Origin of the sequence: Streptomyces sp. NPDC051217 (assembly GCF_044455465.1) — a bacterium.
In the GTDB taxonomy this organism is placed as follows: domain Bacteria; phylum Actinomycetota; class Actinomycetes; order Streptomycetales; family Streptomycetaceae; genus Streptomyces.
The window spans coordinates 272496-299457 of record NZ_JBITEV010000007.1 but is presented as its reverse complement, the minus strand read 5'-3'; the positions used below and the strand labels follow the sequence as shown (position 1 = coordinate 299457).

Genomic DNA, 26962 nt, shown 5'->3' with positions numbered 1-26962 from the left:
GTGAGCCGGCCGGGACGCTCCGCGGTGGACTCCAGCACGTCGGCTCCCTTTTCTCTTCTTCTCACGGATTCCGCATGGAACGGCCGGTGTGGTGCAGGAAGACATCGTCCAGGCTCGGCCTCGTGACCGTCACCGATGTGACGCCCGTGGTCGGCCGGGCACACAGCCGCGGCACCCAACGCGCCCCGTCCGCAGTCATGATCCGCACGCCGTCCGGACCGGCCTCGGCGTCCAGACCGAACAGTTCGCGGACGGCCTGGGCCGTTTTCCCGTCGTCGTCCGTCCGCAGATGGACGACATCGGCGCCGATCGCCGACTTGAGCTCGTGCGGCGTCCCCTGAGCGACGAGACGGCCGTGGTCCATCACGGCGATCCGGTCACAGTTCTCGGCCTCCTCCAGATAGTGGGTGGTCAGAAAGACGGTGACTCCCTCCTGCCGGCCGAGCTCGTGCAGTTTCTGCCAGACCTGGGCCCGGCTCTGCGGGTCGAGTCCGGTCGTCGGCTCGTCGAGGAACAGCACCCGCGGCCGGTGCATCAGGGCCCGGGCCACTTCGAGCCGACGCTGCATGCCGCCGGAGTACGTGCCGACCATCGCGTCGCGCCGGTCGGCCAGCCCCACCATCTCCAGCAAGGTCCGCGCCTGCGCCTGCACGTCGCGCCGGGACATCCCGTGCAGACGGGCGTGGAAACGGAGGTTCTGCCACCCCGTCAGCTCCCGGTCGACGGTCGGCTCCTGGAAGACGACGCCGATCCTCCGCCTGACCTCGTCCGGCCGGCGCGCGACATCCATCCCGGCCACGGCCGCCTCTCCCGCGCTCGGGCGCAGCAGCGTGGACAGCATGCTGATGGTCGTGGACTTGCCGGCGCCGTTGGGGCCGAGGAAGCCGAGGTTCTCCCCCTCGGCGACCGTCAGGTCCAGGCCGTGCACCGCCACGGCGTCGCCGTAGACACGCCGCAGACCGCGCGTGCGGATCGCCGCGGGCTCGCCGGCGTTCACCGGCGCGGTGGTACGGACATGATGACGTGGAAGGCGCGGACGTGGCCTGCGTCCTCGCCGACGGGCTCGCCGTCCACCGCCACCCAGGCGTGTGCCGCGAAGGGCTCGGTGACCACGCCGGTGCACCACTGGGGCCAGGTGCCGCCCAGACGGCACAACAGCGCGGTGGCGATGGACCGTTGCAGACAGCGCGGGCCCGCGCAGGCCAGGCTCACGTACACCACCGCGTTGCGCGCCCGCAGCGCCTGTGCCGCGCTCGCCGAACGTGCGCCCCGGTTCACGAACGCCAGGATCCGGCGCAGCCTGGCAGGCGACAGCCGGGTCAGCAGGCGTGCCAGGCCCGCGGCGAGCAGGGCCGGTGGGCGCAGGTGCCACGGCGGTGCGTCGGCCGACTCGAGGCTCAGGGTCCCGCCGCCCACGGCGCGATCACCTTGGCCGTGCGCAGGGCGTCGAGCAGGCTGTCCACATGGGCGGTGGCTTGGTCGGCGGCGTCGGGGAAGCGCCGCAGCGGCGTATGGGCGGTCTCCTCCGGCGACTCACCGTCCAGCAGGCAGCGCAGTACCACGGCGCCGGTGCGATTCAGCATCCAGTAACGGCCGTTGCGTTCGTCGAGCAGCACCGTGCCGTTCTCGGTGTCGGCGACGGACACCCCGGGCACCAAGGCGAAGGTCATCGTTCTTCCTTACGTGGTTCGGGACGTGGGAGCCGGGGTGGTCGTGTCCGCGGAGGACACGGCTCGCAGCCACAACTCGCAGGCGAGGGTGGGGTCGAAGGGCATCAGCGGCCGGGTGTCGGCATGGGTGCCGATGAGCATGCGGCGCAGCGCCGCCGTGTCGATCAGGCCCATCCGCGCCAGGTGCGTGTCCGCGGCGAAGTCGAACAGCTCGCCGCGGCGCCGGCGCAGTCCCGCGTACAGGACGGGGCTGGCGTCGTCCTTGCCCGTGCGGCGCAGGATTCCGGCCGGCACCACTCCGTCCAGCGCCCGCGCGAGCACGGGCTTGAGGAGACCCGGAGCCACGCGATCGGCCAGGCGCACGGACAGGACGGCCTCCAGCACCCGGTCGTCGGTGTAAGGGGCGTGGAAGGTGACGCCCGACTGCGCGCCGATACGTGAATTGCGGCGCATGACCGTGCCGTTGACCCGGTTGATCGGCGCGGGCCGGCGGAGACGGACACGATCTCGTCGTCCGGCCAGTAACACACCCTGAAACAGGGGCAGTTGATCGCCCGTCGCCGGACATGACCAGGCCGTTTCCACCCCGCTTTCGACGTCACCGCCTTCTCAAGGCGCACGTCCGGGGACGCGTCAGCTCCGCCGACAGCGATGGGCGCCCGCCCGTAAGGGTGAACCGGCTTCTGAATACGGCGTGTTCCCTTGGCGGAGGCGGCACTGTGCGGTGGGGGGCTGACCAGCGCACGGCCCGCTGTGCGAGGCATGGGGGAGGGGGGCGGGGGTGGGACGAGGGAAGGGGCGGCGGCCGGTCTCTTTGCGGGACCGGGCGAGTTACCGGTTCGACCGCACGCTGGCCCGCAGCACCGGCACGCTGATGGGCTGGCTGGTGATCACCTGCCTGGCCGTCGTGGTGCCGGTGAGCGTGGTGCTGGTGTGGACGGATCCCGGCTCGCCGCGCTCGGTGTCGGGCCGGCTGACGGCGGCGTGGCGGACCAGCGCGGAGACGCTGCGCCTGGGTGCGATGACCGGTACGCCGCCGCGTATGGTGCTGTCCGCCCTCCTCGGGCTGGTCGCCCTGCTGTGTGTGTCGACCCTGATCGGGGTGATCACCAACAGCCTGGCCGAGCGGATGGCCGAGCTGAGCCGTGGGCGGTCGACGGTCCTGGAACAGGGGCATGTCGTCGTCCTGGGCTGGTCGGACCAAGTCGGCACGGTGGTGGGCGAGTTGGTCGCCGCCCAGGCGGCGCACCGGCCACGGGCGGTCGTCGTGCTCTCGGACCGGGACAAGACCGAGATGGAGCGGGCGCTGGCGGCTCGGATCGGTCCGGGTGGACGTGCCCGGCTCATCTGCCGCAGTGGCCCCGCGAGCGACCCCGCGGTACTCGCGCTGGTCAGCCCGGGGACGGCGAGCACTGTGCTGGTGCTGCCCACCGGGGAGCCGGGGGCGGACGCCGAGGTCCTGCGGACACTGCTCTCGCTGCGGGCGGTCGTCGGCGAGGGGTTGGCCGGGCCGCCGGTGCTGGCGGCCGTACGGGACGACCGGTACCTCGCGGCGGCGCGGATGGCGGCCGGACCGCTCGGCACGGTTTTGGAGACCGACACGGTCACGGCGCGGCTGATCGCGCAGTGCGTCGGCCGCCCCGGCCTCTCTCTCGTCCTGCGCGACCTGCTCGACTTCGCCGGGGACGAGTTCCACCTCGCCGACGCGACCGCGTTCCACGGCCGCCCCTTCGGCGCGACACTGCTCGGTCACGCCGGCTCCTGTGTGATCGGGCTGCTCACCGCTCAGGGACGTACGCTGCTCAATCCGCCGACCGACACGGTCGTCGCGCCGGGGAGCCGGCTGATCGTCCTCACCCGCGACGACGGTACGGCCCTGCCGGAGGATTGCCTGCACCTTGTCGACGCGTCGGTGATGGCCACGGACCGGCCCCCGCGGGAGGGCGCCGCGCGCCTGCTGATGCTCGGCTGGAACCGGCGAGCGCCGCTGGTGGTGGGGCAGTTACGGCGTACGGCCCGGCCGGGTTCCGTCCTGGAGGTGGTGACGGACAGGCCCGTGCCCGGACCGCGCGAGCCGGAGCCGGAGTTGCTGCGGGAGTCAGCGCCGGGTGCGGCTTCCGGTGTCCGGCTGACCGTACGGTTCCGGTCCGCGCCCCTGTCGCATCCGGAGACCCTGCTCGGGCCGGACCTCGCCCCGTACGACGGCCTGATCGTCCTCGGACCCGATCCGGGCGACGGCCCGGACCGCCCCGACGACTGGACACTGGTCACCCTGCTGGCCCTGCGGCTGGCGCAAGAACGCACAGGGGGGCGGGAGTTACGGGTGGTCAGCGAGCTCATCGACGACCGCAACCGGCCCCTTGCACCGGTCAACCCCGGCTCGGACGTCATCGTCAGCGGTGAGCTGACCGGACTGCTCATGGCACAGATCGCGCAGAACCGGCATCTGGCGAGCGTGTTCGACGAGCTGTTCTCGGCCGACGGCAGCACGATCTGTCTGCGGCCCGCCGGGGGTTATGTCCGGCCGGGCAGCGAGGCCACGTTCGCCACGGTCGTGGCCGCCGCGCGCGACCGGGGCGAATGCGCCATCGGCTACCGCCGTGCCGACCGACGCACGACGGCGCCCGACCACGGTGTCCGGCTCAACCCCCACAAGGGCGAGCGGCGCGAGTGGAGCGCCGAGGACCAGGTGGTCGTGGTCACGACGGAAGCGATCGACGCGCCGGACGCGCCGGAAGTGACGGAACCGCCGCCCGCCCCTGCGCCGCCCGTGCCGCCTCCGCGGCCTCCCGGCAGAGCCGCCCCCTGGACGACGATGCCGCCCTGAGGCACCGGGCCGGCGCCCTGCTGGGCGACACGGACGCGATCAGGCGCCCGGACGACTGGACGGGTTACCGACTGCTGCCGGAGAGCCTGAAGTTCTGGTACGGCAGCCCGGACCGTCTGCACCGGCGCCTACGCTACGACCGTACGGACGCCCTGGCTGCCTGGTCCTGGCAGCGCCTTCAGCCCTGAGGCACGACACACCACGAAGAACACGCGACGCAGGACGCAGCGAGCAGCACTCAGAACTCAGCACGTCAGAACTCAGAACTCAGCACAAGGGGGACAGATGACCGAAGAGACGACCCGCGCCGAGCGCCTGCTGGACGCCCAGGCCAAGGCGGCCGAGCTCTTCGCCGAGATCGAGTCGCGCGGCCTGGTCGCACCGGGCGTCGAGGAGCAGGCGGTCAGCGACCGGATCCGCGACCTGGCCAACGAACTGTTCGGTCCGACCCGTCACTGGCACAAGCGCATCGTCCGCTCCGGACCCAACACCCTCCACCCGTACCGGGAGAACCCGCCGGACCGGACCATCGGCCAGGACGACATCGCCTTCGCCGACTTCGGCCCGATCTTCGACGAGTGGGAGGCCGACTTCGGGCGTACGTTCGTCCTCGGCGACGATCCCGTCAAGCACCGGCTCCGTGACGACCTGCCCGAGGTCTTCGCCGCCGGACGCCGCGCCTTCGACGCCGACCCGGACATCACCGGCGCCTTTCTGTACGCCGAGATCGCCCGGCTGGCCGCCGAACGAGGCTGGGAGCTGGGTGGCTGGCACGCCGGGCATCCGGTGGGGGAGTTCCCGCACGAGAAGATCGACGGCGCCGACATCGAGTCGTACATCGCGCCCGGCAACGAAACCCGGCTGCGACGCCCCGACCGCGCCGGACGCGTCTGCCACTGGATCCTTGAGATCCACCTCGTGGACCGCGAGCGGGGCTTCGGCGGCTTCTACGAAGAGCTCCTCGACCTCGGCTGAGACGTCCACCAAGGCGACGGACCGGCCCGACGCGGATTCCCGCCGCGGGTCGATTCGAGCGAGGGCCGCGACAGAGTGGCGAGGTCGAAGAACGACTCGGGGGGCTCGCGGCCCGGCGCTAACGCGGTGCGCGGCGACGCGACCGGTGGCGGGTGAGGACGGCCTTGACGGAGCCGGTGAGGCGATCCAGCCGCCCGGTGCGCTCGGCCGTGCCTCCGGAACCTCTGCCCGGACGGTGGAGCTGACCCCGGGTGACCAGCTCCACGGTGACGGCTACCGCCACGGCCTGGATCGCCATCAGCGCGATCAGGACGAAGAGCTGAACCGCCCCGGCCGACAGCGGGTCCGCACCGCCCAGGAGCATGCCGACGAAGGCACCGGGCAGGGTGACCAGTCCGACGGTCCGAGTCTGGTCGAGGCCCGGGAGGAGCGCATCGGAGGCTGCCGGGCGAGCGACCTCCATTCGGGCTTCCCGCTCCAGGAGACCGAGCGCCATGCCCGCCTCCACCTCGCCGTGACGCAGCTCCAGTTCGTCCAGCGCCCGGCGGCCGGCCAGGACCGTGGCGGTCAGGGCGCCGCCGATGAGGATGCCGGTGATCGGGATCAGGGCAATGCCCTTGACCGGTACCAGGCCGGTGAGCAGCAGGGCACCCACCACCGGCGCCACCCCGGCGGCGATGGGCGCGGCTGTCTTCCACCACGTCTCGTCGGTGGTGATGCGGCGCCCGGCCGTACGGACGGCGACAGCGAACATCAGCAGGATGAATGCCACCGTGGCCACCGCGTGGTGGATCACCCATGTGATGAGTGCGGAGACAACGGCCAGTTGAACGGTGGCGCGTAGACCCGCCGTCAGAATCTGGCGCGACCGTCCCGTGCCGGAGTCCGGTGCCAGCCGGAAGAGGGCCGCCGCTCCGGCCGCGACAACGAGAAGTACCGCGAGCAGCACGCCCAAGGTGGGGTTGACGGGCAGGAGAGACGCGCCACTCGCCAGCAATCCTTCTGTCCCTTCCGAGCGCTCTGTCCGGCCCCACGGCGAGGCCGAGGTCAACCCTGACCCTGCGGGTGGCGAAGTCGTGCTGACACAGGATTCCTCCTTGGACGGCCCGCGACGGGCGGCGCGGTGGCAGCTTATGTGCCTTTTCGGTGGGGGTGTGATCGGCGGTGCGCGACCTCCGGACTCCCGGCCCGTAGAATCGAACGTGTGAGCGATCCGGAACGTATGGAGATGCTGCGCTTCCTCGAACGCGTCCAGCTCCAGCAACTCGCCCAGACCAGGCGCTGGATCGAGCGCGCCGAGGAACGGGTCGAGGGACGCGCCGAGGAACGCGCCGACAAGGCCGCCGTCAGGACCGCCCCCGAAGCGGGCTCGCCGTCGCCGGAGTGGACGCTCGACGGCGGGAAGCGTGCCTTCCGGGCTGTCCACCAAGACCCGAAGTGCTTCGCCGTACGCAGCACCCTCGGCGCGGTGGCCCGGACGATCAGCCGAGAGCAGGCGATCGATGCCCTCACCCGCGGTGGCCTGACGGTGTGCGAGGTGTGCCGGCCGGACATCACCCTCGGGCTGCCGTGAGGGCCCCGGCCGGTCCGGGAGGCCGTACGTGTCAGGGGCGGCTCGTCAGATAGCCGCCCATGGTGGTGAAGTACTCCGTCGCGGGCAGCTCCCGGCCGTCCTCCGTGCGTACGCGCGTGATCGCCAGACCGTGGTTGCGCCCCGTGCGGGCATCGGCTCCGGCGACTATCACCACGCCCTCGCCCTCGCGGTAGAAGACGCGGCCCGGCGTACCGCCGTAGCGGCCCTCGGACACCACCGCGGCGAGGACTTCGAGCCGCTCGCCCTTGTAAAAGGCGAAGGCGCTCGGGTACGGCTCCGACTGGGCGCGGACCAGGCGTTCGAGGTCTTCCGCCGGCCAGGTCCAGTCGATGCGGATGTCCTCGACGGACCGCTTGTGGAAGAAGGTCGCCCGGGAGCGGTCCTGCTTGGTGAACTCCGTCTGCCCGGCCGCGATGAGGCCGAGTGCGCCGATGGTGACCGGTGCGATGAGGTCGACGGTCTTGTGGAAGAGGTCGGTCGCGGTGTCCTTCGGCCCGACCGGAACCGCCTCCTGCCGGACGATGTCGCCGGCGTCGAGTTCGTCGTCCATCATGTGCGCGGTGACGCCCACTTCGGGCTCGCCGTTGATCAGGGCCCAGATGAGCGGGGAGAAGCCGGCGTACTTCGGCAGCAGTGAGTCGTGGATGTTCAGGGTGCCGTGGCGCGGCAGGCCGAAGATCCGCGGGGGGATCCAGGTCCGCCAGTTGTTGGCCACGATGATGTCCGGGTCGGCCGCCTTGAGGCGTTCGAACAGCTCCTCGTCGTCAGGGCGGTTACGGATCAGCACCGGGACGCCGTGCTCCTCGGCGAGGTCGGCGACGGAGTCGCTCCAGATCTTCTCGTACGCGTGCTCGCTCTTGGGGTGCGTCACGACCAGCACCACGTCGTGCTCGGAGTCCAGAAGGGCTCGCAGGGTGCGGTGGCCCCAGGTCTGGTAACCGAACATGACGACCCGCATGGGGGTTCCTCCTCAGAGCAGGGAATGACCGAAGGTAGTTAAGCAAGGCTTACCTTAGTCCGCAACTGGCCTGCCCGGTCGCCGAGTCGGCGGGCGCCGGCGCCCGGCGTCCTACTCGACAGCCGTACGAGATTAGCTTAGGCTCACCTAAGTTCGGAGTGGGATCGCTTCGTCGGCGTGCCCACCTTCTGTGTGTCTTACGTACCCCCACGCCTGACAGGCGGCTTCCCCCGTATGAATGGGAGTGACATGTCACAGGTTCTTCCTGGCGACGCAGCACCGGTCTACGACCTCATAGGCATCGGCTTCGGGCCGTCCAATGTGGCGATGTCGATCGCGGTCAGCGAGCACAACGCACGCGTCGGCAGGCAGGAGCCGGTCACCGCTCACTTCTTCGAGCAGCAGCCGCGCTTCGGCTGGCACCGGGGGATGCTGATCGACGACGCGACCATGCAGGTGTCCTTCCTGAAGGACCTGGTGACGCTCAGGAACCCGACCAGTGAGTTCAGCTTCCTCTGCTATTTGCAGAGCAAGGGACGGTTGATCGACTTCATCAACCACAAGAATCTCTTCCCGCTGCGGATCGAGTTCCACGACTACTTCGAGTGGGCCGCCGCCAAGGTGGACGACACGGTCTCCTACGGCCACGAGGTCGTCGGCGTCGCGCCCGTCGTCCGTGACGGGACCACGGAGTATCTGGATGTGACCGTCCGGTCGGGGGAGGGGCTCGTGGTCCACCGCGCCCGCAACCTCGTCATCGGCACGGGGCTGCGTCCCCGGATGCCGGAGGGCGTGGAGCGCGGCGACCGCGTCTGGCACAACTCCGAACTGCTCAAGCGGGTCGATGAGTTGGAGGGCTCCTCGCCGTCCCGCTTCGTCGTCGTCGGCGCCGGTCAGAGCGCCGCCGAGAACGTCGCCTACCTGCACCGCCGCTTCCCCGAGGCCGAGGTCTGCGCGGTCTTCTCGCGTTACGGCTACAGCCCCGCCGACGACAGTGCGTTCGCCAATCGGATCTTCGACCCCGAGGCCGTCGACCAGTACTTCGCCGCTCCCGAGGACGTCAAGGGCCGGCTCATGGGCTACCACGGGAACACCAACTACTCCGTGGTGGACATCGACTTGATCGACGACCTCTACCGGCAGATGTACAGGGAGAAGGTCCTCGGGACGGAGCGGTTGCGCTTCATCAACGTCTCCCGGCTGGTGGACGTGAAGGAGACGCCGGACAAGGCCCGTGCCACGGTGAAGTCCCTCGTCACGGGCGAGGAGACCTTCCTGGACGCCGACGTCGTGGTGTTCGCCACCGGTTACGGCCCCGCCGACCCCGTCGGTCTTCTCGGCGAGGTCGCGGACCGCTGCCTGAGGGACGACGAGGGCCGTGTCCGTGTCGAGCGCGACTACCGCGTCGCGACGGACCTCGGCCTGAGCTGCGGCATCTATCTCCAGGGCGGTACGGAGCACACGCACGGCATCACGTCGTCCCTGCTGTCGAACACCGCGATCCGGGTCGGTGAGATCCTGGACTCGCTGCTCGACCGCGCGGCCAAGTCCGCCCCGGGCACCGCCCGTCAGCCCGCTCGTGGGGCCTGAGAGGCCCGACCGGGCATGCTCTCCTCGTAGATCAAAGGGATAGCGTACGGCGACATGAGCACGACTGCGGTTGGGCGCCCCATACCCAAGGTGAGAACAGAGGCCCGTCGGCACCGGGCCCTGGGGCTGGGCACGTTGCTGGCGATCCTCCTGGTCGTGGGGGTGGTCTCGCTGGCCGTCGGCGCCCGCGCCCTGAGCCCCGCCGAGGTGTGGCAAGGGCTGTTCGCGGCGCCGGAATCCGACCAGCGGCTCACCGAGATCAGGCTGATCGTGCACACCGTGAGGGTGCCGCGGACCGTCCTCGCGGTCGTGGTGGGCATCGCCCTGGGGGTCGGCGGGGCGCTGATCCAGGGGTACACCCGTAACCCGATCGCGGACACGGGCCTGCTCGGGGTGAACGCCGGAGCCTCGTTCGCCGTGGTCACGGCGATCGCCCTGTTCGGGTTCACCGACCCCTTCCAGTACGTCTGGTTCGCCTTCCTGGGGGCGGGGGTCGCCGGTGTCGTCGTGTTCGGTCTTTCGAGCATCGGCAGGGGGGCCGGCAACCCGCTGACGCTCGCGCTGGCGGGACAGGGGGTCACGGTGTTCCTCGCGGCGATGACCACGGCGATCTCCCTCTCCGACCAGAAATCGCTGAACGCGCTGCGGTTCTGGAACTCGGGCTCCGTGGCCGGTGTCGGATTCGGCGTCATCTGGCCGGTGACCGCGTTCATCGCGGTCGGGCTGGTGCTGGCGCTGACCACGCTCCCCGCTCTCAACCTGCTCAACCTCGGCGACGACGTGGCGCGCGGACTGGGAGTGAACATCGCGCTGAGCCGGACCGTCGGCATCGTCGCCATCACGCTGCTGGCGGGCGCGGCGACGGCGGCGTGCGGGCCCATCGCTTTTCTCGGGCTCATGGTGGCCCATGTGGCCCGCTATCTCACCGGGCCGGACTACCGCTGGCTGGTGCCGTACGCGGGTGTACTCGGAGCCCTGATCCTTCTTGTCAGTGACATCGTGGGGCGATTGGTGGTGCGGCCGGGCGAATTGGACTCGGGCGTCGTCGTCGCCCTCCTCGGTGCCCCGTTCTTCGCGGGCCTCGTGTGGCGTGGAAAGTTCAAGAGCTCATGAGCGGGACAGAAGCGGGGACCGGCGCCCGGACCGACGGCCCGAAAGACGCCGGGACCGACGTGCGGCACATGAAGCGATCGGTGGCTCCGGGCGCGCGCCTCGGCCAACTGTCGTTCGTATGGCGGCCCTGGATGATGCTGGTCACGCTGCTGCTCGCGGCGGCGACCTTCCTGGTCTTCTGCGTGTCCATCGGCGTCGGCGATTTCCCCATCGGCCTCCCCCGGGTGATCGCCACGATCCTCGGCCGGGGCGAACAGGTCGACGAGTTCGTGATCATGGATCTGCGGATGCCGCGTGCTCTCGCCGGCCTCGTCGTCGGAATCGCGCTGGGGATGTCCGGGGCGATCACGCAGTCCGTCGCGCGCAATCCGCTGGCCAGCCCGGACATTCTGGGGATCACCTGGGGCGCCGGCGCGGTCGCGGTGTTCCTGGTGACGGTGTCGAGCGGTACGACCGAGGCGGTCGTCAGCTCCGTGGGCATGTCCGCGGCGGCGCTCGGGGGCGGCCTCGGCACCGGACTCCTGGTGTACTTCCTGGCCTGGCGGCGCGGGATCGACGGCTTCCGGCTCATCCTCATCGGCATCTCGGTGAGCGCGGTGATGCAGGCGATCACCACCTGGCTGCTGGTCAAGGCCGACATCAGGGATGTCGCGCGGGCCCAGGTGTGGCTGGTCGGCTCGCTGGACAACCGGTCGTGGGACGACGTGCGGGTGGCGCTCTGGTGCACGGTCGTCCTCATGGCCGTCGTCGCGGCCGCCGCCTTCCAGTTCAAGCCGATGCACCTCGGCGACGAGGTCGCCGCGGGACTGGGGGTGCGGTACTCGGTCGTACGGGCGGTTCTGCTGCTGTGCGCCGTCCTGCTGGCAGCTGTGGGCGTGAGCGCGGCGGGCCCGGTCGCGTTCGTCGCGCTGGTGGCGCCGCAGGTGGCGATGCGTCTGATGAGGTGCCCGACACCGCCGTTGATGGCCTCCGGCCTAGTGGGCGCGTTGCTGCTGATCGGTGCGGACCTGATCGCGCGTGCGGCGCTGCCGATCACGCTCCCGGTCGGTGTGGTCACCGCCGCGATCGGCGGCCCCTTCCTCGTCTATCTGCTCGTGAGGGCGAACCTCAGACAGACAGATAGATGATAAAAAGGTTAGGCAAACCTAATAAGGGGGGCCTGTGGCTGCTCAGTACATCACCGAGACAGAGACCGGGTCGGAGGCCGACTCCGGGATCGGCTCCGGCGCCGACGACGTCGTACGGCTGGCAGCCAGAGGTGTCACGGTCGGGTACGGCGACCGGACCGTCATTGACGGCCTCGACGTGACGATCCCGCCCGGGGTGATCACCACGATCATCGGCCCCAACGGCTGTGGGAAATCGACCCTGTTGCGCACCCTGACCCGGCTGCTCAGGCCGGCCAAGGGGACGGTCGTGCTGGACGGCGAGGACATCGCCCGGCTCAGGACCAGGGACGTGGCGAAGAAGCTCGGTCTGCTTCCGCAGGCGCCGGTCGCGCCGGAGGGGCTGACGGTGGCCGACCTGGTCGCCAGAGGGCGCCATCCGCACCAGAGCTGGCTGCGGCAGTGGTCGTCGGACGACGCCGACGTCGTCGAGCGCGCGCTGGCCATGACCGGGGTGGCCGATCTGGCCGAGCGTCCGGTCGACTCGCTGTCGGGCGGGCAACGCCAGCGCGTCTGGATATCGATGACGCTGGCTCAGGGTACCGACCTGCTGCTGCTGGACGAGCCGACCACCTATCTGGATCTGGCGCACGCGATCGACGTGCTCGACCTGGTGGACGATCTGCACGAGTCGGGGCGCACCGTGGTCATGGTGCTGCACGACCTCAATCTGGCGACGCGTTACAGCGACAACCTCATCGTGATGCGGGAGGGGGCGATCCTCGCGCAGGGGCACCCGCGTGACGTGATCACGGCCGAGCTGCTGCACGAGGCGTTCGGGCTGCGCGCCCAGGTGATCGACGCGCCGGTGGGCGACAGCCCGATCATCGTGCCGCTGGGCCGTACGCACGTCTAGGGGTCCGTCTCTCTCGGATCAGGACGGACCAGGCCGAATCGGCCTGGATCCGGCTCGCGTCGGCGTCCCCGGGGGCAACCCATGGCGAGGTAAAGGGAATTCGCAAGTTAGGCTAGGCTAACCTCACCAACGCAGGATAAGGTTTGGCTGCCCTAAGACAAGGGTGCAGCGGGTAGCGCGAACGCAAAGGGATTCCGGATGCTTCTCCATAGAACGACGCTCGTGAAGCCGTGGCGGCGACTGGCGGCGACACTGTCCGCCGCGGCGCTCGGTGTCGGCCTCCTCGCGGGATGTGGCTCCGACTCGGCGGACAAGCCGAGCGACGACGCCCCCGCCGCAGCTTCCGGCGCGTTCCCGGTCACCGTGGGGCACGCGTTCGGATCCACGGAGGTCACCAAGGCCCCGAAGCGGGTCGTCTCCGTCGGCTACACGGACGACCAGGCCATCCTGGCGTTCGGCATCAAGCCGGTCGGCATGGTCGACCAGTACCCGAACCCGGCGGGCAAGTCCCCCGACATCAACACCCAGTGGCCCTGGGTGAAGGACAAGTGGGGCGACGCCCGCCCCGAAGTCATCATGAAGAACGGCGACTCCGGCCCGAACTACGAGAAGATCGCCGCCCTGCGCCCGGACCTGATCATCGCGGTCTACTCCGAGATCGACCAGGCCGCCTACGACAAGCTCTCCAAGATCGCCCCGACCGTGGGCCGTACCAAGGCCGAGAAGGAGCCCTTCAGCGCTCCCTGGCAGGACAACGCGGTCCACATCGCCAAGGCGCTCGGCAAGGAGGACGAGGGCACCGAGATGGTGCGGGGTATCCAGGAGAAGCTCGACGCGGCCAAGAAGGCGCACCCCGAGTTCGCCGACCAGACCGCGGTCGTCATCTCCTGGTACAAGGACTCGATTTCGCCCTTCACCTCCACCGACGTACGTGGACAGCTGGTGACGGGCACAGGGTTCAGGTATCAGACCAAGATCGACGACATCGCGGACGGCGGCTTCTCCACCGAGCTCTCGCCCGAGCGCATCGACCTGATCGACGTGGACCGCATCTTCGTGGTCAACGACAAGGCGGACACGGAGGCGCTGAACAAGTTCGAGCTGTTCGCCAACCTGCCCGCGGTCAAGAACAAGAAGGTGTCGTACCTGCTGGACAGCGAGGGCCCCGCGATCGGCGCGGCCATGTCCCAAGGCACCCTGCTCTCCCTGCCGTACGCGATCGACGAGCTCGTCAAGTCGGTCGAGTAGAGATGACGATGGCGGTCAACCTGTCCCGTTCGCTGCCCGGCCCGGTCCCCGGGTGAGCGCCCCCGGCACCCGCGTCGCCCCGGAGGCACCGCGTACGGCGACACTGCGTACGGCGAGCGGAGGCGAGGCGGCCCGGTGGGTCGTGGCGCACTGCCGCGAGACGCCATGGCTGACGCTCGCCACCGTGCTGACCACGGTGGCCGGAGCGGCGCTCCAGGTGCTTCCGGTGCTGCTCCTGGGCCAGGTGGTCGACGGCGTGGTCGCGGGCGAATCGCGCTCGGTCCTGGTCACCGTCGGAGTACTGATGGGGGCCGCCGCGCTGCTCGGCGCGGCGGCCACCGCCGCCTCGACCTATCTGATCGGGCGCCTCGGCGCGGATCTGCTCGCACGCCTGCGGGAACACGCGGTGCGGGCGGTGCTGGGAATGCCCAGCACACGGGTCGAACAGGTGGGCCGGGGCGATGTGTTGTCCCGCGTCGGCGACGACGTGGCCGTGCTTTCCCGGGGCATCCGGACGGCAGTCCCCACCGTGTTCTCGGCGGGCGTGCTGGTCTTCATCGCCACCGTCGGCATGTTCGGACTGGACTGGCGGCTCGGCCTGGCGGGCGCCGGGGCCCTGCCCGCGTACGCGCTTGCCCTGCGCTGGTATCTCCCGAGGTCCGCCCCCCTCTACCGGAAACAGCGGGTGGCCCAGGCCGACCGCGCGCAGGCGCTGATCAGCGGACTGAACGGCATAGACACGGTACGGGCGTACCGCCTTGAGGAATCCGTCCGCGAGACGGTGACCCGCGAGTCGTGGCGCGTGCGCGATCTCGGTATCGAGGTGTTCCGGTTCTTCGGCCGCTTCGTCGGCAGGGAGAACCGCGCCGAGTTCATCGGACTCGTCCTGATACTTGTCGTCGGGTACGCCCTGCTGGAGGCCGACGCCGCCAGTCTGGGCGAGGTGTCGGCGGCCCCCCTGATGTTCCACCGGCTCTTCACCCCTCTGGGCGCCATCATGTTCACCTTCGACGAGGCGCAGAAGTCGGGCGCGAGCCTGACCCGGCTGGTCGGGGTGCTGGCGGAGGAGACGGAGGACCGGCTGGTGGGCGACCGTTCGGTCGCCTCGGCGGAGTCCGCGCCGTATCCGGTGACGGTGGAGGGGCTGACGTTCAGTTATCCCGACACCGACGAGCCGGTCCTGCGGGACGTCAGCCTGACGATCCCGGCGGGCGGTTCGCTCGCCCTGGTGGGGGCGACCGGCGCCGGCAAGTCCACCCTGGCCGCGCTGATCGCCGGCATCGGGACCCCGCAGGCCGGGTCGGTGCGCATCGGGTCTCACGATCTCGCCTCTCTGGACGAGGCGGGTTCGCGCGCCCTGGTGAGCATCCTGACGCAGGAGACGCACGTGTTCTCCGGTCCGCTCGCCGACGACCTGCGGCTCGCCGCGCCGGAGGCGACCGATGCCCAACTCGTCGACGCGCTGCGGACGGTCGGTGCCGGCGGCTGGGCCGAGGGACTGCCCGACGGGCTGAACACCCTTGTCGGCGAGGGCGGCGAACGCCTGGACGTCACCAAGGTCGCCCAGATCGCCCTGGCCCGGCTGGTGTTGAGCCGGTCGCCGGTGGTGGTCCTCGACGAGTCGACCGCGGAGGCGGGCAGCGAGGGCGCCGCCGAGCTGGAACGGGCGGTCCTGGCCGCCTGTTCGGGCCGTACCACGCTGTTCGTCGCGCACCGGCTGACCCAGGCGATGACGGCGGACCGCATCGCGGTGCTGGACGCGGGGCGCGTGGTGGAGCGGGGCACCCACGATGAACTGGTGGCCCTGGGAGGCCGGTACGCGCGACTGTGGCGGGCGTGGCGAGAAGGTAGCTAGGCCGCCTTGATTAGGCGAGCCTAAGTTAGGTTAGGCTAACTTTCATGTCTGGAAGGGATGCTGAGTCTTCGATGATGGAACCGAGCGCTCGTCTCGTACTGCTCTCCGCCACAGGTCTGGCCGACGTGCGACGACGGGCCGGCGACTACTCCGACCGGACCATCGCGGAGGCGTGCGCCGTCGGCCTGTCGTACTGGGCGACGGGCGGGAGCCCCGACGGGATCGACCTCTCCCCCGGCACGCTGTTCGCCGACGTCCTCGGCTGGGTCGACAACGGCGGTTCCGCGCCCGGTGATTGGAGGACCGGTACGGACGGCGCGGGCGCCTGGACCATCGCCGTCCCCGACGGCGTCACGCCGGCCGACGCGCGACTCGCCCTGGACGACCTCGCCGACTTCCCCGACCGGCCACTGGGCACCATCGCCCCGTCCAGCGCGGCGGCGCGGATCCAGGCCCTGACCGAGTGGAACGACACCACCGCCGACCGGCACCGCCCGACCATCGTGGAGATGTTCCGCGAGCAGGCGCGCACGAGGCCGGACGCCGTCGCCGTCGTGGACGACAACCGCTCCCTGACGTACCGTCAGACAGCCGAACTCTCAAGCCAGTTGGCCCACCGCCTGATCGAACGCGGACTTAACCCCGAACAGGTCGTCGGCATCTCGCTGGGCCGCTCCGCCGAAATGGTGATCGGGCTGCTCGCCGTGCTCCAGGCGGGCTGTGCGTTCGTACCGCTCGATCCGCAGTGGCCCGCCGCGCGCCGAGCCGTCGTCGTCGAGGACGCCCGGGTCGTACTGCAACTCAACGCCTCGGGCGAGCCCGGCCCGGGAGAACCGGAAGCCGAGGCCGTCGACCTCGACGCCTGGACATTCGGGTCCTACCCCGCCGATGGCACCGGCATATCCGTCTCCGGCGCGGCCCTGGCGTATGTGATCTTCACCTCCGGTTCGACCGGCCGCCCCAAGGGCGCGATGATCCGGCACGAGGCGATCAGCGAGCGCCTTCTGTGGCAGGTCAACGAGATCCTCGGCTTCGGCCACGACGACGCGTCCCTGTTCAAGGCCCCGTTGTCCTTCGACATCTCCATCAACGAGATCTTCCTGCCCCTGGTGTCGGGCGGCAGACTCGTGGTCCTGCGCCCGGGGGGCGAACGCGACCCGCACCACCTGCTGACCGTGATCGCCGAGCAGCGCGTCACCTTCACCTATCTGGTGTCGTCCATGCTGGACGTCCTGCTGGAGATGACCGGCGACTCCGGGCGCCTCGACAGCCTGCGCCACGTGTGGTGCGGCGGCGAGGTACTGACCCCGGAGCTGTACGAGCGATTCCGCACCAAGCTCGACATCCCCCTCTACCACGGCTACGGCCCGGCCGAGACGACGATCGGTGTCTCGCACGTCATCTATCGGGGCGCGGCGGAACGCCTGTCGACATCGATCGGCAAGGCCAACCCCAACACCCAGCTGTACGTGCTGGACGACGAACTGCGCCCGGTTCCCGTCGGGGTCGGCGGCGAACTGTACGCGGGAGGCTTCCTCCTGGGGCGCGGTTACGTCAACGCGCCCGGCCTGACGGCGTCCCGGTTCGTGGCCAATCCGTTCGCCGACGACGGATCCCGGCTGTACCGCACCGGCGACCTCGCCCGGTACGCCCCCGACGGGTCGCTGGACTTCCTCGGCCGGGCCGACAACCAGATCAAGATCCGCGGCATGCGGCTGGAGATCGAGGACGTCGAGGCCGGTCTGGCGGAACACCCCGCCGTACGGCACACCTGCGTCGTCGCGAAGAAGAACGCGGCGGGCGGCACCTACCTGGTGGGATACGTGATCCCGGCCGCCGGGAGTGAGGATCTGCGGGCGGAGCAGGTCAAGGCGTGGGCCACCGAGCACATGGTCGAGTACATGGTGCCCGCCCACACCGTCGTCGTGAAGGAGTTCCCGCTCACCGCGAACGGCAAGCTCGACCGGAACGCGCTGCCCGAGCCCGTGATCGGTACGGGCGCGGTCCTCCCGCCCGCCACCGAGGACGAGCGGCTGGTGTGCGAGGCGGTCGCGGGGCTGCTGCGGCTCGAACAGGTCGGGGTCAACCAGGACTTCTTCCAGCTCGGCGGAGACAGCATTCTGGCGATCTCGCTGCTCAGCGCGCTGCGCGAGGCGGGACTCTACGTCACGGCCCGGCAGATCTTCGCCAACAGCAACGTACGGGCCCTGGCGGCCGTGGCGAGCCGCGAGGACGTCACCACCGTGGACCACCGGGACGTATCCACCGGTTCCGTCGTGGGATCACCCGTCGTGCAGTGGCTCGGCGAGACGACGGACGCGATCGACGGCTTCGTACAGTCCGTGGTGCTGAACGCACCGGCGGACCTCACCGGGGAAGCACTCGACACGATCCTCGCCGCCGTCGTGGCACGGCACGACATGCTGCGCGCCACGCTGGTACGCGGCGACAGGTGGAGCTTCGACATTCCGCGGGCGGCCGAGGAGACCGGTCAAGCCGTCACCGGATGGCAGGAGAGCGACCTTCCGCTCGACGAGTGCGTCGCGCTCGCCACCGACGGGCTCGCCCCGGACAGCGGCGTGATGCTGCGCGCGGTCTGGCGCCGAGAGGCCCGGCAACTGGTCGTCGCCGTCCATCATGTGGTGGTCGACGGCGTGTCCTGGCGGATCCTGATGGACGACCTCGCCACCGCCTGGCGCCAGTTCGCCTCCGGCGTGCCGGTGGAACTGCCCCCCGTCGGTACCTCGTTCCGGCGCTGGACACAGTTGCTGGAACGCGCCGCGTTCGACGCGGACAGCTCCTACTTCCGGCGCCCCCTGCCGGGAGCGGACGGGCCGCTGGGCAGGCGCGCGCTCTCCGGGGACGACACCGTCGCCCGGGAGCGTACGAGGACGGTCTCGGCCGGACCTGACATCACGGCCGCGCTGCTGGGGGAGATCCCGGCGAAGTTCCACGCGGGCGTCAACGACGTCCTGTTGACCGCCCTCGCCGTCGCCCTCGCCCGGTGGCGCCGCGATCTCGGGCAGGACCAGAGTTACGCGCACATCGAACTCGAAGGCCACGGCCGCGAGGGACGGTTCGTCGCGGGCTCCGCGGGCTTCGAGCCGGAACTCTCCCGCACCGTGGGCTGGTTCACCACCCTCTTCCCGGTGACCGTGGACCCTGGCACGGCGGGCGACTTCACCGCGCCCGGATATCTGGCCGCCGCGCTCAAGGCGGTCAAGGAAGACCTCGCCCAGGTACCGGACAACGGCGTCTCCTACGGCGCCCTGCGCTATCTGGCCCAGTCCGAGTTCGACGCGCCCGCGCCGCAGGTGCTCTTCAACTACCTCGGCCGCTTCGACGCCGGAGCGTCCGGGGACTGGCAACTGGCAGGCGCGACAGGCCAGTTGGGCGAGAAGCGCGACCCGAGGATGCGCCTTCCGCGCGCCCTGGAGTTCAACGCGATCGCCGAACCGGCCTCCACCGGCGGGTACGAGCTGGTCACCACCGTCTCCTGGCCCGACGGAATGTTCACCGACGGCGACATCGCGACCCTCGGCGAGTACTTCCGAAGTGCCCTCGCCGGACTGGCCGCGCTCGACCAGGGCGGCCACTCACCCAGCGACTTCCCCCTGGTGCCGCTCACCCAGGCCGATGTCGACGGTCTCGACGGCCCGGGGCTGCGGGACATCCTGCCGCTGACCCCGTTGCAGGAGGGCCTGTACTTCCACTCGGTCTTCGACGACGACTCGACGGGCAGCTATGTCGAGCAGCAACTGCTCACACTGGACGGCGACGTGGACGCCGGCCGGCTCGCGGCGGCGGCCACCCGTCTGCTCACGCTCTTCCCCAACCTGGCCGCGCGCTTCACCGCGCTCGCCGACGGCCGCGTGGTCTCCGTCCTTCAGGGCGGTGTGGAAGCGCCCTTCATCACGCTGGACCGACCCGGCATCACCGAGGACGAGATCCGCGACCACGCCGAGCGGGACCGCCTCGCCGGATTCGACCTGGCCTCCGGGCCGCTGATGCGCTACACCCTCATCCGCGCCGGCGCCGGCCGGAACGTCCTGGTGCAGACCGTGCACCACATCATCGCCGACGGCTGGTCGGTACCGCCGATGCTGCGCGCGCTGCTGACCGAGTACGACGCGCCGGGCACCGTGTACCCGCTCGGCGGCTTCTCCGACTACCTGAGCTGGCTCGCCGGACGCGACGAGGACGAGAGCGACCTGGTGTGGCGCCAGGAGCTCGCCGAGCTGCCCGGCCCGTCCCTGGTCGCCGAGGGGCACACACCGTCCGACCGGTTCGCCGACACGGCCGTGGTCCCCGGTGCGGACGGCGACGACATCGACGCGGCCGTCCGGTCCGACGGTGTACCGCTGAGTGTCGCCGTGCACAGCGCCTGGGCGGTGACGCTGGGCGGCATCCTGCGGCGAAGGGACGTCGTGTTCGGCTCCACCGTGTCCGGGCGCGACGCGGAAGTGCCCGGCATCGGGGACATGGTCGGACTGTTCATCAACACGATCCCCGTGCGCGCCCGCTGGACAGCCACCGGCACGGGGCGCGACCTGCTCGCCGCCGTCCGGGAGCATCAGAGCGCGGTACTGCCCCACCAGCACGTCTCGCTGGCGAGGATCGGCCGACAGACCGGCGTCGGCTCCCTGTTCGACACCCTCGTGGTGTTCGACGTCGCGACCGACGTGGAGGCGCTGCGCGGGCCCGGAGACGGGCTGGGCATCGCCGCCATCGTCAACGAGGGCGCCCCGCACTACCCGTTGACCCTGGTCGTGGAGCGCACGGGCGACGGAGGCCCGCGCTTCAACCTGATCTACGACGCCGAACTGCTGCGGGAGACGGGCGCCCAGGAGATTCTGCGCACGTTCACCCGGATCCTCACCGGCCTGCTCACCCGGCCGGACGCCCCCGTCGAGCCGGCGTCCGGGACCGGGCGGCTCCCCGCGCCGATCACCCCGACGACCCTCGGCGGGCTCTTCGACGCAGCCGCGGACCGTGACCCGGCCGCCACCGCCGTCACCCAGTGCGCACTGGACGGCGGTACGCGCTCCCTGACCTACGGCGAACTGGCCGACGCGAAGGACGAGTTGGCCTCGGTGCTGCGCGCGGCCGGTGTCGGGCCGGGCAAGCGGGTCGCCGTCGCCGTCCCGCGCTCCGTCGAGCAGGTCGTCGCCCTGGTCGCGGTCGTCACCGCGGGCGGCGCGTACGTGCCGCTCGACATGGCGTACCCGGACGAACGGCTGGAGTACATCCTCGCCGACGCCGCTCCGCAGGTCGTTCTCGTCGACCGCGAACAGCGGGACCGCTTCACCGGGCTGCTTTCCCGGGCGGGCGTTCCCGCCCGCGTACTCGTACGGGGAGAGGAACAGGGGGAGGCGCGGCCGGCCGGCGCCGCGGAGCCCACTCGGCCCGCCGAACCTCAGGCTGACTGGCACGACCCCGCGTATGTGATCTACACGTCCGGATCGACCGGCAGGCCCAAGGGCGTTGTCGTCCCGCACTCCAGTGTGGTGTCGTTGCTCGCGAACACCCGGCCCGACATGGACTTCGGCCCGAGCGACGTATGGGTGCAGTTCCACTCCTTCTCCTTCGACTTCGCGGTCTGGGAGCTGTGGGGCGCGCTGGCGCACGGCGCCGAACTGCTCGTGCCGGAGTACGGGCTGACGCGCTCCCCGGTCGACTTCCACCGGCTGGTCCGCGAGCGCGGGGTGACCGTGCTCAACCAGACTCCGTCGGCGTTCTACCAGTTCATCGAGGCCGACCGGCACGCGGGCGAACCGGTCACGGCCCTGCGCCGGATCATCTTCGGAGGCGAGGCACTGGACCCCGGCCGGCTGCGCGGCTGGGTCGAGCGGCACGGCGCCGGCTCGCCGGAACTGGTCAACATGTACGGCATCACCGAGACCACCGTCCATGTCACCCACCGGGTGCTGACCGATGAGGACTTCGGCCCCGGCTGCGACGTCAGCCCGATCGGCGGCCCGATTCCCGGACTGGTCACCCATCTGCTGGACGACCGGCTGCGGCCGGTGCCGCCCGGCCGGGTGGGCGCCATCTACGTCGCCGGGGACCAGGTGTCGCTCGGCTATCTGGGCAGGCCCGGTCTCACCGCGAGCCGGTTCGTGGCGAACCCGTTCGCGGACGACGGCTCCCGGATGTACCACACGGGTGACCTCGCCCGCCGCACGCTGGACGGCGAGTTGGAGTTCACCGGCCGCGCCGACGACCAGGTGCAGCTCAAGGGCTTCCGGGTCGAGCCGGCTGAAGTGGAGTCCGCCGTAAGGGAATTGGACGGTGTGGTCGATGTGGCCGTCACCGTCGCGGACAGCGGCGACCACCTCGTCGCGCACGTGGTGGGCCGGGTGCCCGGCGATGTCGCCGCGCTGCTGGCCACGAAACTGCCCGCGCACATGGTGCCAGGCCGGGTGCTGCCGGTCGACGCCCTGCCGCTGACGGTCAACGGCAAGCTGGACCGTGCGGCCCTGGCCGAGCGCGCCGCAGAAGCGCAGGCGCAGGCCCAGTCGCGGACGCCTGCCCCGACCGGAGCCCCCGCCCAGGACGGCACCTCCCTGGCGCCGGCCGATTCCGTGCTCGCCGCCCTGGTCGGCATCTTCGCCGACACGCTGCCCGACACACTTCCCGGTACCGCCGTCGACGCGGACACCGACTTCTTCATGGCCGGGGGCGACAGCATCGTCGCCATCACCGTGATCAACCGGGCCAGGGCTCTCGGCCTGCCCATCGCGCCCCGTGACGTGTTCCTCTTCCGTACCGCGCGCGCCCTCGCCGAACACTTGGCCACGCGTGCACCGCGGGCCGAGGCGCCCGCGCCCGCCCGCCGGGAGGACGGACCGTTCACGCCGACGCCGATCCTCCTGCGCCAGCGCGAACTGGGCGGATCCCTCGAACGGTTCGCCCAGGCCAGGACTTTGGCCGCGGCGCCGGGCACCGGCTTCGCCGACGCGCGGCGCGCCGCGAACGCCGTCGTCGCCGCGCACCCCGTACTCCGCCTCCGCCTGCGTGTCGAGCACGGGGTGTGGGCACCGCGCACCGAACCCGCCCGCGAGGTCACCGTCCTGCGTGCGGACACCACCGACGCGACGGCCGCGGCCGACGAAGCCGCCGGACGGCTCGACCCCGAGGCCGGGGACGTCATCGCGTTCTCGTGGCTGGAGGCGAGCCGCACCCTGGTGGTCACCGTCCACCACACCGCCGTCGACTCGGTGTCCTGGCTGGTCCTCCTCGACGACCTGGCCACCGCCATGAGCGGGAAGGAACTGGCGCCGCCCACCACCTCGTACGCCGAGTACGCCGAAGCACTGGCGTCAGGGTCGGCCGAGGCGATCGGCGGTCTCGGGCACTGGATCAGCACGCTCGACGCCCCCGCGCTGCTGACCGAGGTCGGGAGTCCGCGCGAGACCACCGTCGTACTCGCGCCCGGTGCGAGCGACCTCGTGACCCGTACGGCGCCCTCGGCGCTCGGCGTGGGTCTCACCGAGCTGCTGTGCGGCGCCCTGCGTAGCGCGCTGACACACATCCAGCCGGCAGCCACCGATCTCGCGATCGAACTTGAGCGGCACGGCCGGGTCCCCGCCCTCGACCACCACGACTACAGCCGTACGGTCGGCTGGTTCACCTCCATCGCGCCCGTACGGCTCACGGCGCACACCGACCCGGTCGCGGCGGCACGCGAGGTCGCCGAACGCCAGCCCGACGAGCGCGGACACGTGGCGTACGGCCAGCTCAGATACCTCAACCCGCAGACGGCCCCGCTGCTGACCGCCCGCCCGCAGGTGCTCTTCAACTACCTGGGCCGGGGCGGCGAGTCGGCGGCCCCGCACCTCACCGCCGTCGATCAAAGCACCCCGTACGCCGTCGAGGTCAACGCCTGGACCGACGAGACCACCGGGTCCCTGCACGCGGCCTTCACCCTCGCCGACGGCATCCCCGACGAGATCACCGAGCACTGGCGGCGCGCGCTGGAGCAGATCGCCGACACCGCCGCGACGGCCGAGCGCACGGCGCCGGTCACCCCCCTCCAGCGGGGCCTGTTCTTCCAGGCCCAGATGGCGGGCAGGGCCGGGCACTACGTCGCGCAGAGCTACTTCACCTTCGGCCGGCGACTGGACGCCGACGCGCTGGCCGAGGCCATGGCGTACGTGATCGCACGGCATCCGGTCGTGGGCGCCGGCTTCACCACCGACGACGACGGAAACCCGGTCCAGATCCTCAAGGCCGGCCGTGGGGTCTGGGTCCGCACCGTGCGGCTGTCCACGGACGCCGAAGTCGACGCCCTGCGCGAGAAGGACCGGGACACGGGATTCGACCCCGGCGAGCCGCCGCTGATCCGGCTGACCGTGGTGCGGCTGCCCGGCGACCGGGACGGACTGCTGCTCAGCTACCACCTGCTGCTGTGGGACGGCTGGTCGCGCGAGATCCTGCTGCGGGACCTGTTCGACGCCTACGAGGCCGTTGTCAGGGGCGAGCCACTGGACGCGTCCCCGGCCACGCCGAGCTTCGAGGAGTACGCCCGAGCGCTCGACGCCAAGGACGCCGCCGTATCGGAACGCTTCTGGGCGCAGCACCTGGCGGGCCTCCCCGGCCCGACCCTGCTCGCCGGAGTGGCACCGTCCCTCTCGGACGACCTGCCCGGCGCGCTCACGCGCACGCTCTCCGCCGAACTGTCCGACCGGCTCCGGGAAGCGGCCAAGGCGCACGGCGTCACGCTGAACTCGGTGCTGACCGGTGCCTTCGGACTCCTCCTCGGCGCGCACACGGGCCGCGGTGACGCCGTGTTCGGTGTGACCGTCTCGGGTCGCGAGGGCGAGGGACTGTCCGACATCGTCGGCGTGCTCCTCAACACCGTGCCCATGTGGACGCGGGCGCGGCCGGACGACTCGGTCCGCGACTACCTCGCGGCCGTACAGACGGACAGGGTCGAGGCGATGGAGCACGAGCATCTGGGACTCGGCGAGATCCAGCGGGCGGGCGGGCACGACACCCTCTTCGACAACCTGTTCGTGCTCCAGAACTTCCTGGACATGGACGCCTTCGCCGAGATGAACGCCAGGCACGGCATCGAGTCGGTGAAGGCCGACGACTCCACGCACTATCCCTTCACCTGGGTCGTCACCCCCGGCGACCGGCTCACGGTCAAGCTGGAGCACCGCGACGGCGACACCGAGAAAGCCCGTGGCCTCCTGGACGACTACCTGCGCGTGCTCGACGACCTGGCCCGGTCGACAGGGCCGGTGGGCGCTCTGCGGGGGGTCGGGCAGGAGCCCGAGCCCGCCGGGCGCACCGACGTGGGCACGGACACCGTCGTGGACCGGTTCGACCTCGCGGCGGACCGTGATCCGGAGCGGGTCGCGCTCGTCGCGCGGGGCTCCACCATGACCTTCGCGGGGCTCCGGGACCGCAGCCGTGCCGTGGCGGGCGTGCTCGCCGGGCGGGGCATCGGCCCCGAGACGACCGTGGCACTCGCGATCCCGCGCTCGCTCGACTCGATCGTGGCGCTGTTCGCCGTGCTGCGCGCCGGCGCGGCCTACGTGCCGCTGGAGCTGGACCATCCGGACGAGCGGATCGCCGCGATCGTCGCGGACGCCCGCCCGGACGTGACCCTCACCGTGAGCGGAGTGTCGCCCCGGCTCACCGGCGACCTCATCGAACTGGACCGCCCGCTGCCCGAGGCGGAGCCGTACACGACGTTCGCGCCGGACGACCCGGACCGTCTGCGGCACCCCGCGTACACGATCTACACCTCGGGATCGACCGGCAAGCCCAAGGGCGTGGTCACCGAATACGCCGGGCTCACCAACATGCTGATCAACCATCAGCGCCGGATCTTCGAGCCCGTCCTCGCGGAGCACGACCACCGGACCTTCCGGATCGCGCACACCGTGTCGTTCGCGTTCGACATGTCGTGGGAGGAGCTGCTGTGGCTCGCCGACGGCCATGAGGTGCACATCTGCGACGAGGAGCTGCGCCGTGACGCGCCCCGTCTCGTCGAGTACTGCCTCGCGCACGGGATCGATGTCGTCAACGTGACCCCGACCTACGCGCGGCAACTGGTCGCGGAGGGGCTGCTCGACAACCCGGGCCGGCGGCCGGCGCTGGTGCTGCTGGGCGGCGAGGCCGTCACGCCGGCGCTCTGGCAGCGGCTCGCCGAGACCGGGGGAACGGTCGGCTACAACCTGTACGGGCCCACCGAGTACACCATCAACACCCTCGGCGTCGGCACCTTCGAATGCCAGGACCCGGTGGTGGGTGTGGCGATCGACAACACCGAGGTGTACGTGCTGGACCCGTGGCTGCGTCCCCTGCCGGACGGAGTCCCCGGTGAGCTGTACGTGTCGGGCATCGGCATCGCGCGGGGCTATCTCGGACAGCCCGCCCAGACCGCGCACCGCTTCGTCGCGTGCCCGTTCGGTGAGCCCGGCGAGCGCATGTACCGCACCGGCGACCTGGTGGTCCGGCGGCCCGACGGGAACCTGACGTATCTGGGCCGCACCGACCAGCAGGTCAAGATCCGGGGGCACCGGGTCGAACTGGGCGAGGTCGAGGCCGCGTTCGCGGCGCACCCGGCCGTACGGTTCGCCGCCGCGGTCGCCCAGCCCGACCCGCAGGTCGACGGCGCGTACCGGCTGGCCGCGTATCTCGTGCTGGACGGCTCCGGCCTGGCGGAGGTCGCCGCCGAAGTGGGCGCCGCGCTGCCGGACTTCCTGCGTCCGACGCACTACGCCCAGGTCGACGGCATCCCGCTGACGGTGAACGGGAAGGCTGACACGAAGGCGTTGCCGGAGGCCAAGCCGCTCGGCGCGCTGACCACGGCCGGCGAGCGCGGCCCGGAGACCGGGACCGAGACCACGGTGTGCGAGTTCTTCGCCGAGGCACTGGACCTGGACGACGACGAGGTGAGCGCGGTGAGTGACTTCGTGTCCCTCGGCGGGCACTCCATGCTGGCGGTGCGGCTGATCGGCCTGCTCCGCCGCGAGTACGGACCTGTGGTCACGATCCGTGATCTGCTGACCCTGCGAACCCCGGAAGCGATTGCCCGCCACCTTGAAGAAAACAGCTGACACCCAGCGGCCCCGCCCCGGGGCCGACATTCTCC

Annotated in this window: 17 protein-coding genes; 11 read left to right on the top strand and 6 right to left on the bottom strand. The window is 70.9% G+C overall.

From position 1 onward, the window contains the following. Positions 1-61: 61 nt before the first annotated feature. From ACIBBB_RS18840 to ACIBBB_RS18825, 4 genes are read right to left on the bottom strand one after another with little or no spacing between them, the layout of a single operon-like run. A complete protein-coding gene (locus tag ACIBBB_RS18840) occupies positions 62-997 on the bottom strand; it encodes an ATP-binding cassette domain-containing protein (protein ID WP_398983295.1) in 936 nt (311 codons plus the stop codon). Further along, the gene (locus ACIBBB_RS18835) at positions 994-1416 is read right to left on the bottom strand and encodes a lasso peptide biosynthesis B2 protein (RefSeq protein WP_398983292.1); all 423 of its coding nucleotides are present in this window, start codon (positions 1414-1416) and stop codon (positions 994-996) included. Before ACIBBB_RS18835 ends, ACIBBB_RS18840 begins: the two co-directional genes overlap by 4 nt. Next, on the bottom strand, positions 1398-1670 hold the full coding sequence (locus ACIBBB_RS18830) for a lasso peptide biosynthesis PqqD family chaperone (protein WP_398983290.1): 273 nt from the start codon (positions 1668-1670) through the stop codon (positions 1398-1400). The genes ACIBBB_RS18835 and ACIBBB_RS18830 overlap by 19 nt, the downstream gene beginning before the upstream one ends. A 9-nt stretch (positions 1671-1679) precedes the next feature. Beyond that, entirely contained in the window at positions 1680-2123 is a 444-nt protein-coding gene (locus ACIBBB_RS18825; RefSeq protein WP_398983288.1) for an asparagine synthase-related protein, read from the bottom strand. Positions 2124-2451: 328 nt separating this feature from the next. Between ACIBBB_RS18825 and ACIBBB_RS18820 the strand changes: the two genes are divergently transcribed. The 3 genes from ACIBBB_RS18820 to ACIBBB_RS18810 all read left to right on the top strand — a co-directional run bounded on the left by ACIBBB_RS18820 (position 2452) and on the right by ACIBBB_RS18810 (position 5472). Further along, positions 2452-4497: an NAD-binding lipoprotein gene (locus ACIBBB_RS18820; protein WP_398983286.1), complete on the top strand. Its 2046-nt coding sequence runs from the start codon at positions 2452-2454 to the stop codon at positions 4495-4497. Continuing rightward, entirely contained in the window at positions 4476-4685 is a 210-nt protein-coding gene (locus ACIBBB_RS18815) for a pyridoxine 5'-phosphate oxidase C-terminal domain-containing protein (RefSeq protein WP_398983399.1), read from the top strand. Before ACIBBB_RS18820 ends, ACIBBB_RS18815 begins: the two co-directional genes overlap by 22 nt. A gap of 97 nt (positions 4686-4782) precedes the next feature. After that, on the top strand, positions 4783-5472 hold the full coding sequence (locus ACIBBB_RS18810) for a M24 family metallopeptidase (RefSeq protein ID WP_398983284.1): 690 nt from the start codon (positions 4783-4785) through the stop codon (positions 5470-5472). Positions 5473-5590: 118 nt separating this feature from the next. On the opposite strand, the gene ACIBBB_RS18805 is transcribed toward ACIBBB_RS18810, so the two are convergent. Then, a complete protein-coding gene (locus ACIBBB_RS18805; RefSeq protein WP_398983282.1) occupies positions 5591-6469 on the bottom strand; it encodes an ABC transporter permease in 879 nt (292 codons plus the stop codon). Positions 6470-6676: 207 nt separating this feature from the next. On the opposite strand from ACIBBB_RS18805, the gene ACIBBB_RS18800 reads away from it, so the two are divergent. Continuing rightward, complete coding sequence (locus ACIBBB_RS18800) at positions 6677-7045, top strand: DUF6233 domain-containing protein (RefSeq protein ID WP_398983280.1); 369 nt, start codon at positions 6677-6679, stop codon at positions 7043-7045. A 31-nt stretch (positions 7046-7076) separates the two neighbouring features. On the opposite strand, the gene ACIBBB_RS18795 is transcribed toward ACIBBB_RS18800, so the two are convergent. Continuing rightward, positions 7077-8024, bottom strand: coding sequence for a methionyl-tRNA formyltransferase (locus tag ACIBBB_RS18795; protein WP_398983278.1), 948 nt, complete (start codon positions 8022-8024; stop codon positions 7077-7079). Positions 8025-8273: 249 nt separating this feature from the next. Between ACIBBB_RS18795 and ACIBBB_RS18790 the strand changes: the two genes are divergently transcribed. From ACIBBB_RS18790 to ACIBBB_RS18760, 7 genes are all read left to right on the top strand, one after another. Further along, a complete protein-coding gene (locus tag ACIBBB_RS18790; protein WP_398983276.1) occupies positions 8274-9614 on the top strand; it encodes a lysine N(6)-hydroxylase/L-ornithine N(5)-oxygenase family protein in 1341 nt (446 codons plus the stop codon). Between the two features lie 54 nt (positions 9615-9668). Then, positions 9669-10727 carry a FecCD family ABC transporter permease gene (locus tag ACIBBB_RS18785; protein WP_398983274.1) on the top strand — a complete coding sequence of 353 codons (1059 nt, stop codon included), beginning with the start codon at positions 9669-9671 and terminating at the stop codon, positions 10725-10727. Further along, entirely contained in the window at positions 10724-11854 is a 1131-nt protein-coding gene (locus ACIBBB_RS18780) for a FecCD family ABC transporter permease (protein WP_398983272.1), read from the top strand. Before ACIBBB_RS18785 ends, ACIBBB_RS18780 begins: the two co-directional genes overlap by 4 nt. A 34-nt stretch (positions 11855-11888) precedes the next feature. Further along, positions 11889-12749: an ABC transporter ATP-binding protein gene (locus tag ACIBBB_RS18775; RefSeq protein ID WP_398983270.1), complete on the top strand. Its 861-nt coding sequence runs from the start codon at positions 11889-11891 to the stop codon at positions 12747-12749. Between the two features lie 198 nt (positions 12750-12947). Further along, complete coding sequence (locus tag ACIBBB_RS18770) at positions 12948-13997, top strand: iron-siderophore ABC transporter substrate-binding protein (protein ID WP_398983268.1); 1050 nt, start codon at positions 12948-12950, stop codon at positions 13995-13997. A 52-nt stretch (positions 13998-14049) separates the two neighbouring features. Next, positions 14050-15852, top strand: a complete 1803-nt coding sequence (locus ACIBBB_RS18765) for an ABC transporter ATP-binding protein (RefSeq protein WP_398983266.1) — start codon at positions 14050-14052, stop codon at positions 15850-15852. A 71-nt stretch (positions 15853-15923) separates the two neighbouring features. Then, entirely contained in the window at positions 15924-26927 is an 11004-nt protein-coding gene (locus ACIBBB_RS18760) for an amino acid adenylation domain-containing protein (protein ID WP_398983264.1), read from the top strand. Positions 26928-26962 lie beyond the last annotated feature (35 nt).

What these genes read in the sequence shown, in the direction of transcription:
- ACIBBB_RS18785 (WP_398983274.1), top strand. Translation starts at nt 9,669, where the DNA reads ATGAGCACGACTGCGGTTGGGCGCCCCATACCCAAGGTGAGAACAGAG.
- ACIBBB_RS18780 (WP_398983272.1), top strand. Translation starts at nt 10,724, where the DNA reads ATGAGCGGGACAGAAGCGGGGACCGGCGCCCGGACCGACGGCCCGAAA.
- ACIBBB_RS18770 (WP_398983268.1), top strand. Translation starts at nt 12,948, where the DNA reads ATGCTTCTCCATAGAACGACGCTCGTGAAGCCGTGGCGGCGACTGGCG.
- ACIBBB_RS18830 (WP_398983290.1), bottom strand. Translation starts at nt 1,670, where the DNA reads ATGACCTTCGCCTTGGTGCCCGGGGTGTCCGTCGCCGACACCGAGAAC.
- ACIBBB_RS18795 (WP_398983278.1), bottom strand. Translation starts at nt 8,024, where the DNA reads ATGCGGGTCGTCATGTTCGGTTACCAGACCTGGGGCCACCGCACCCTG.
- ACIBBB_RS18825 (WP_398983288.1), bottom strand. Translation starts at nt 2,123, where the DNA reads ATGCGCCGCAATTCACGTATCGGCGCGCAGTCGGGCGTCACCTTCCAC.
- ACIBBB_RS18810 (WP_398983284.1), top strand. Translation starts at nt 4,783, where the DNA reads ATGACCGAAGAGACGACCCGCGCCGAGCGCCTGCTGGACGCCCAGGCC.
- ACIBBB_RS18760 (WP_398983264.1), top strand. Translation starts at nt 15,924, where the DNA reads ATGATGGAACCGAGCGCTCGTCTCGTACTGCTCTCCGCCACAGGTCTG.
- ACIBBB_RS18790 (WP_398983276.1), top strand. Translation starts at nt 8,274, where the DNA reads ATGTCACAGGTTCTTCCTGGCGACGCAGCACCGGTCTACGACCTCATA.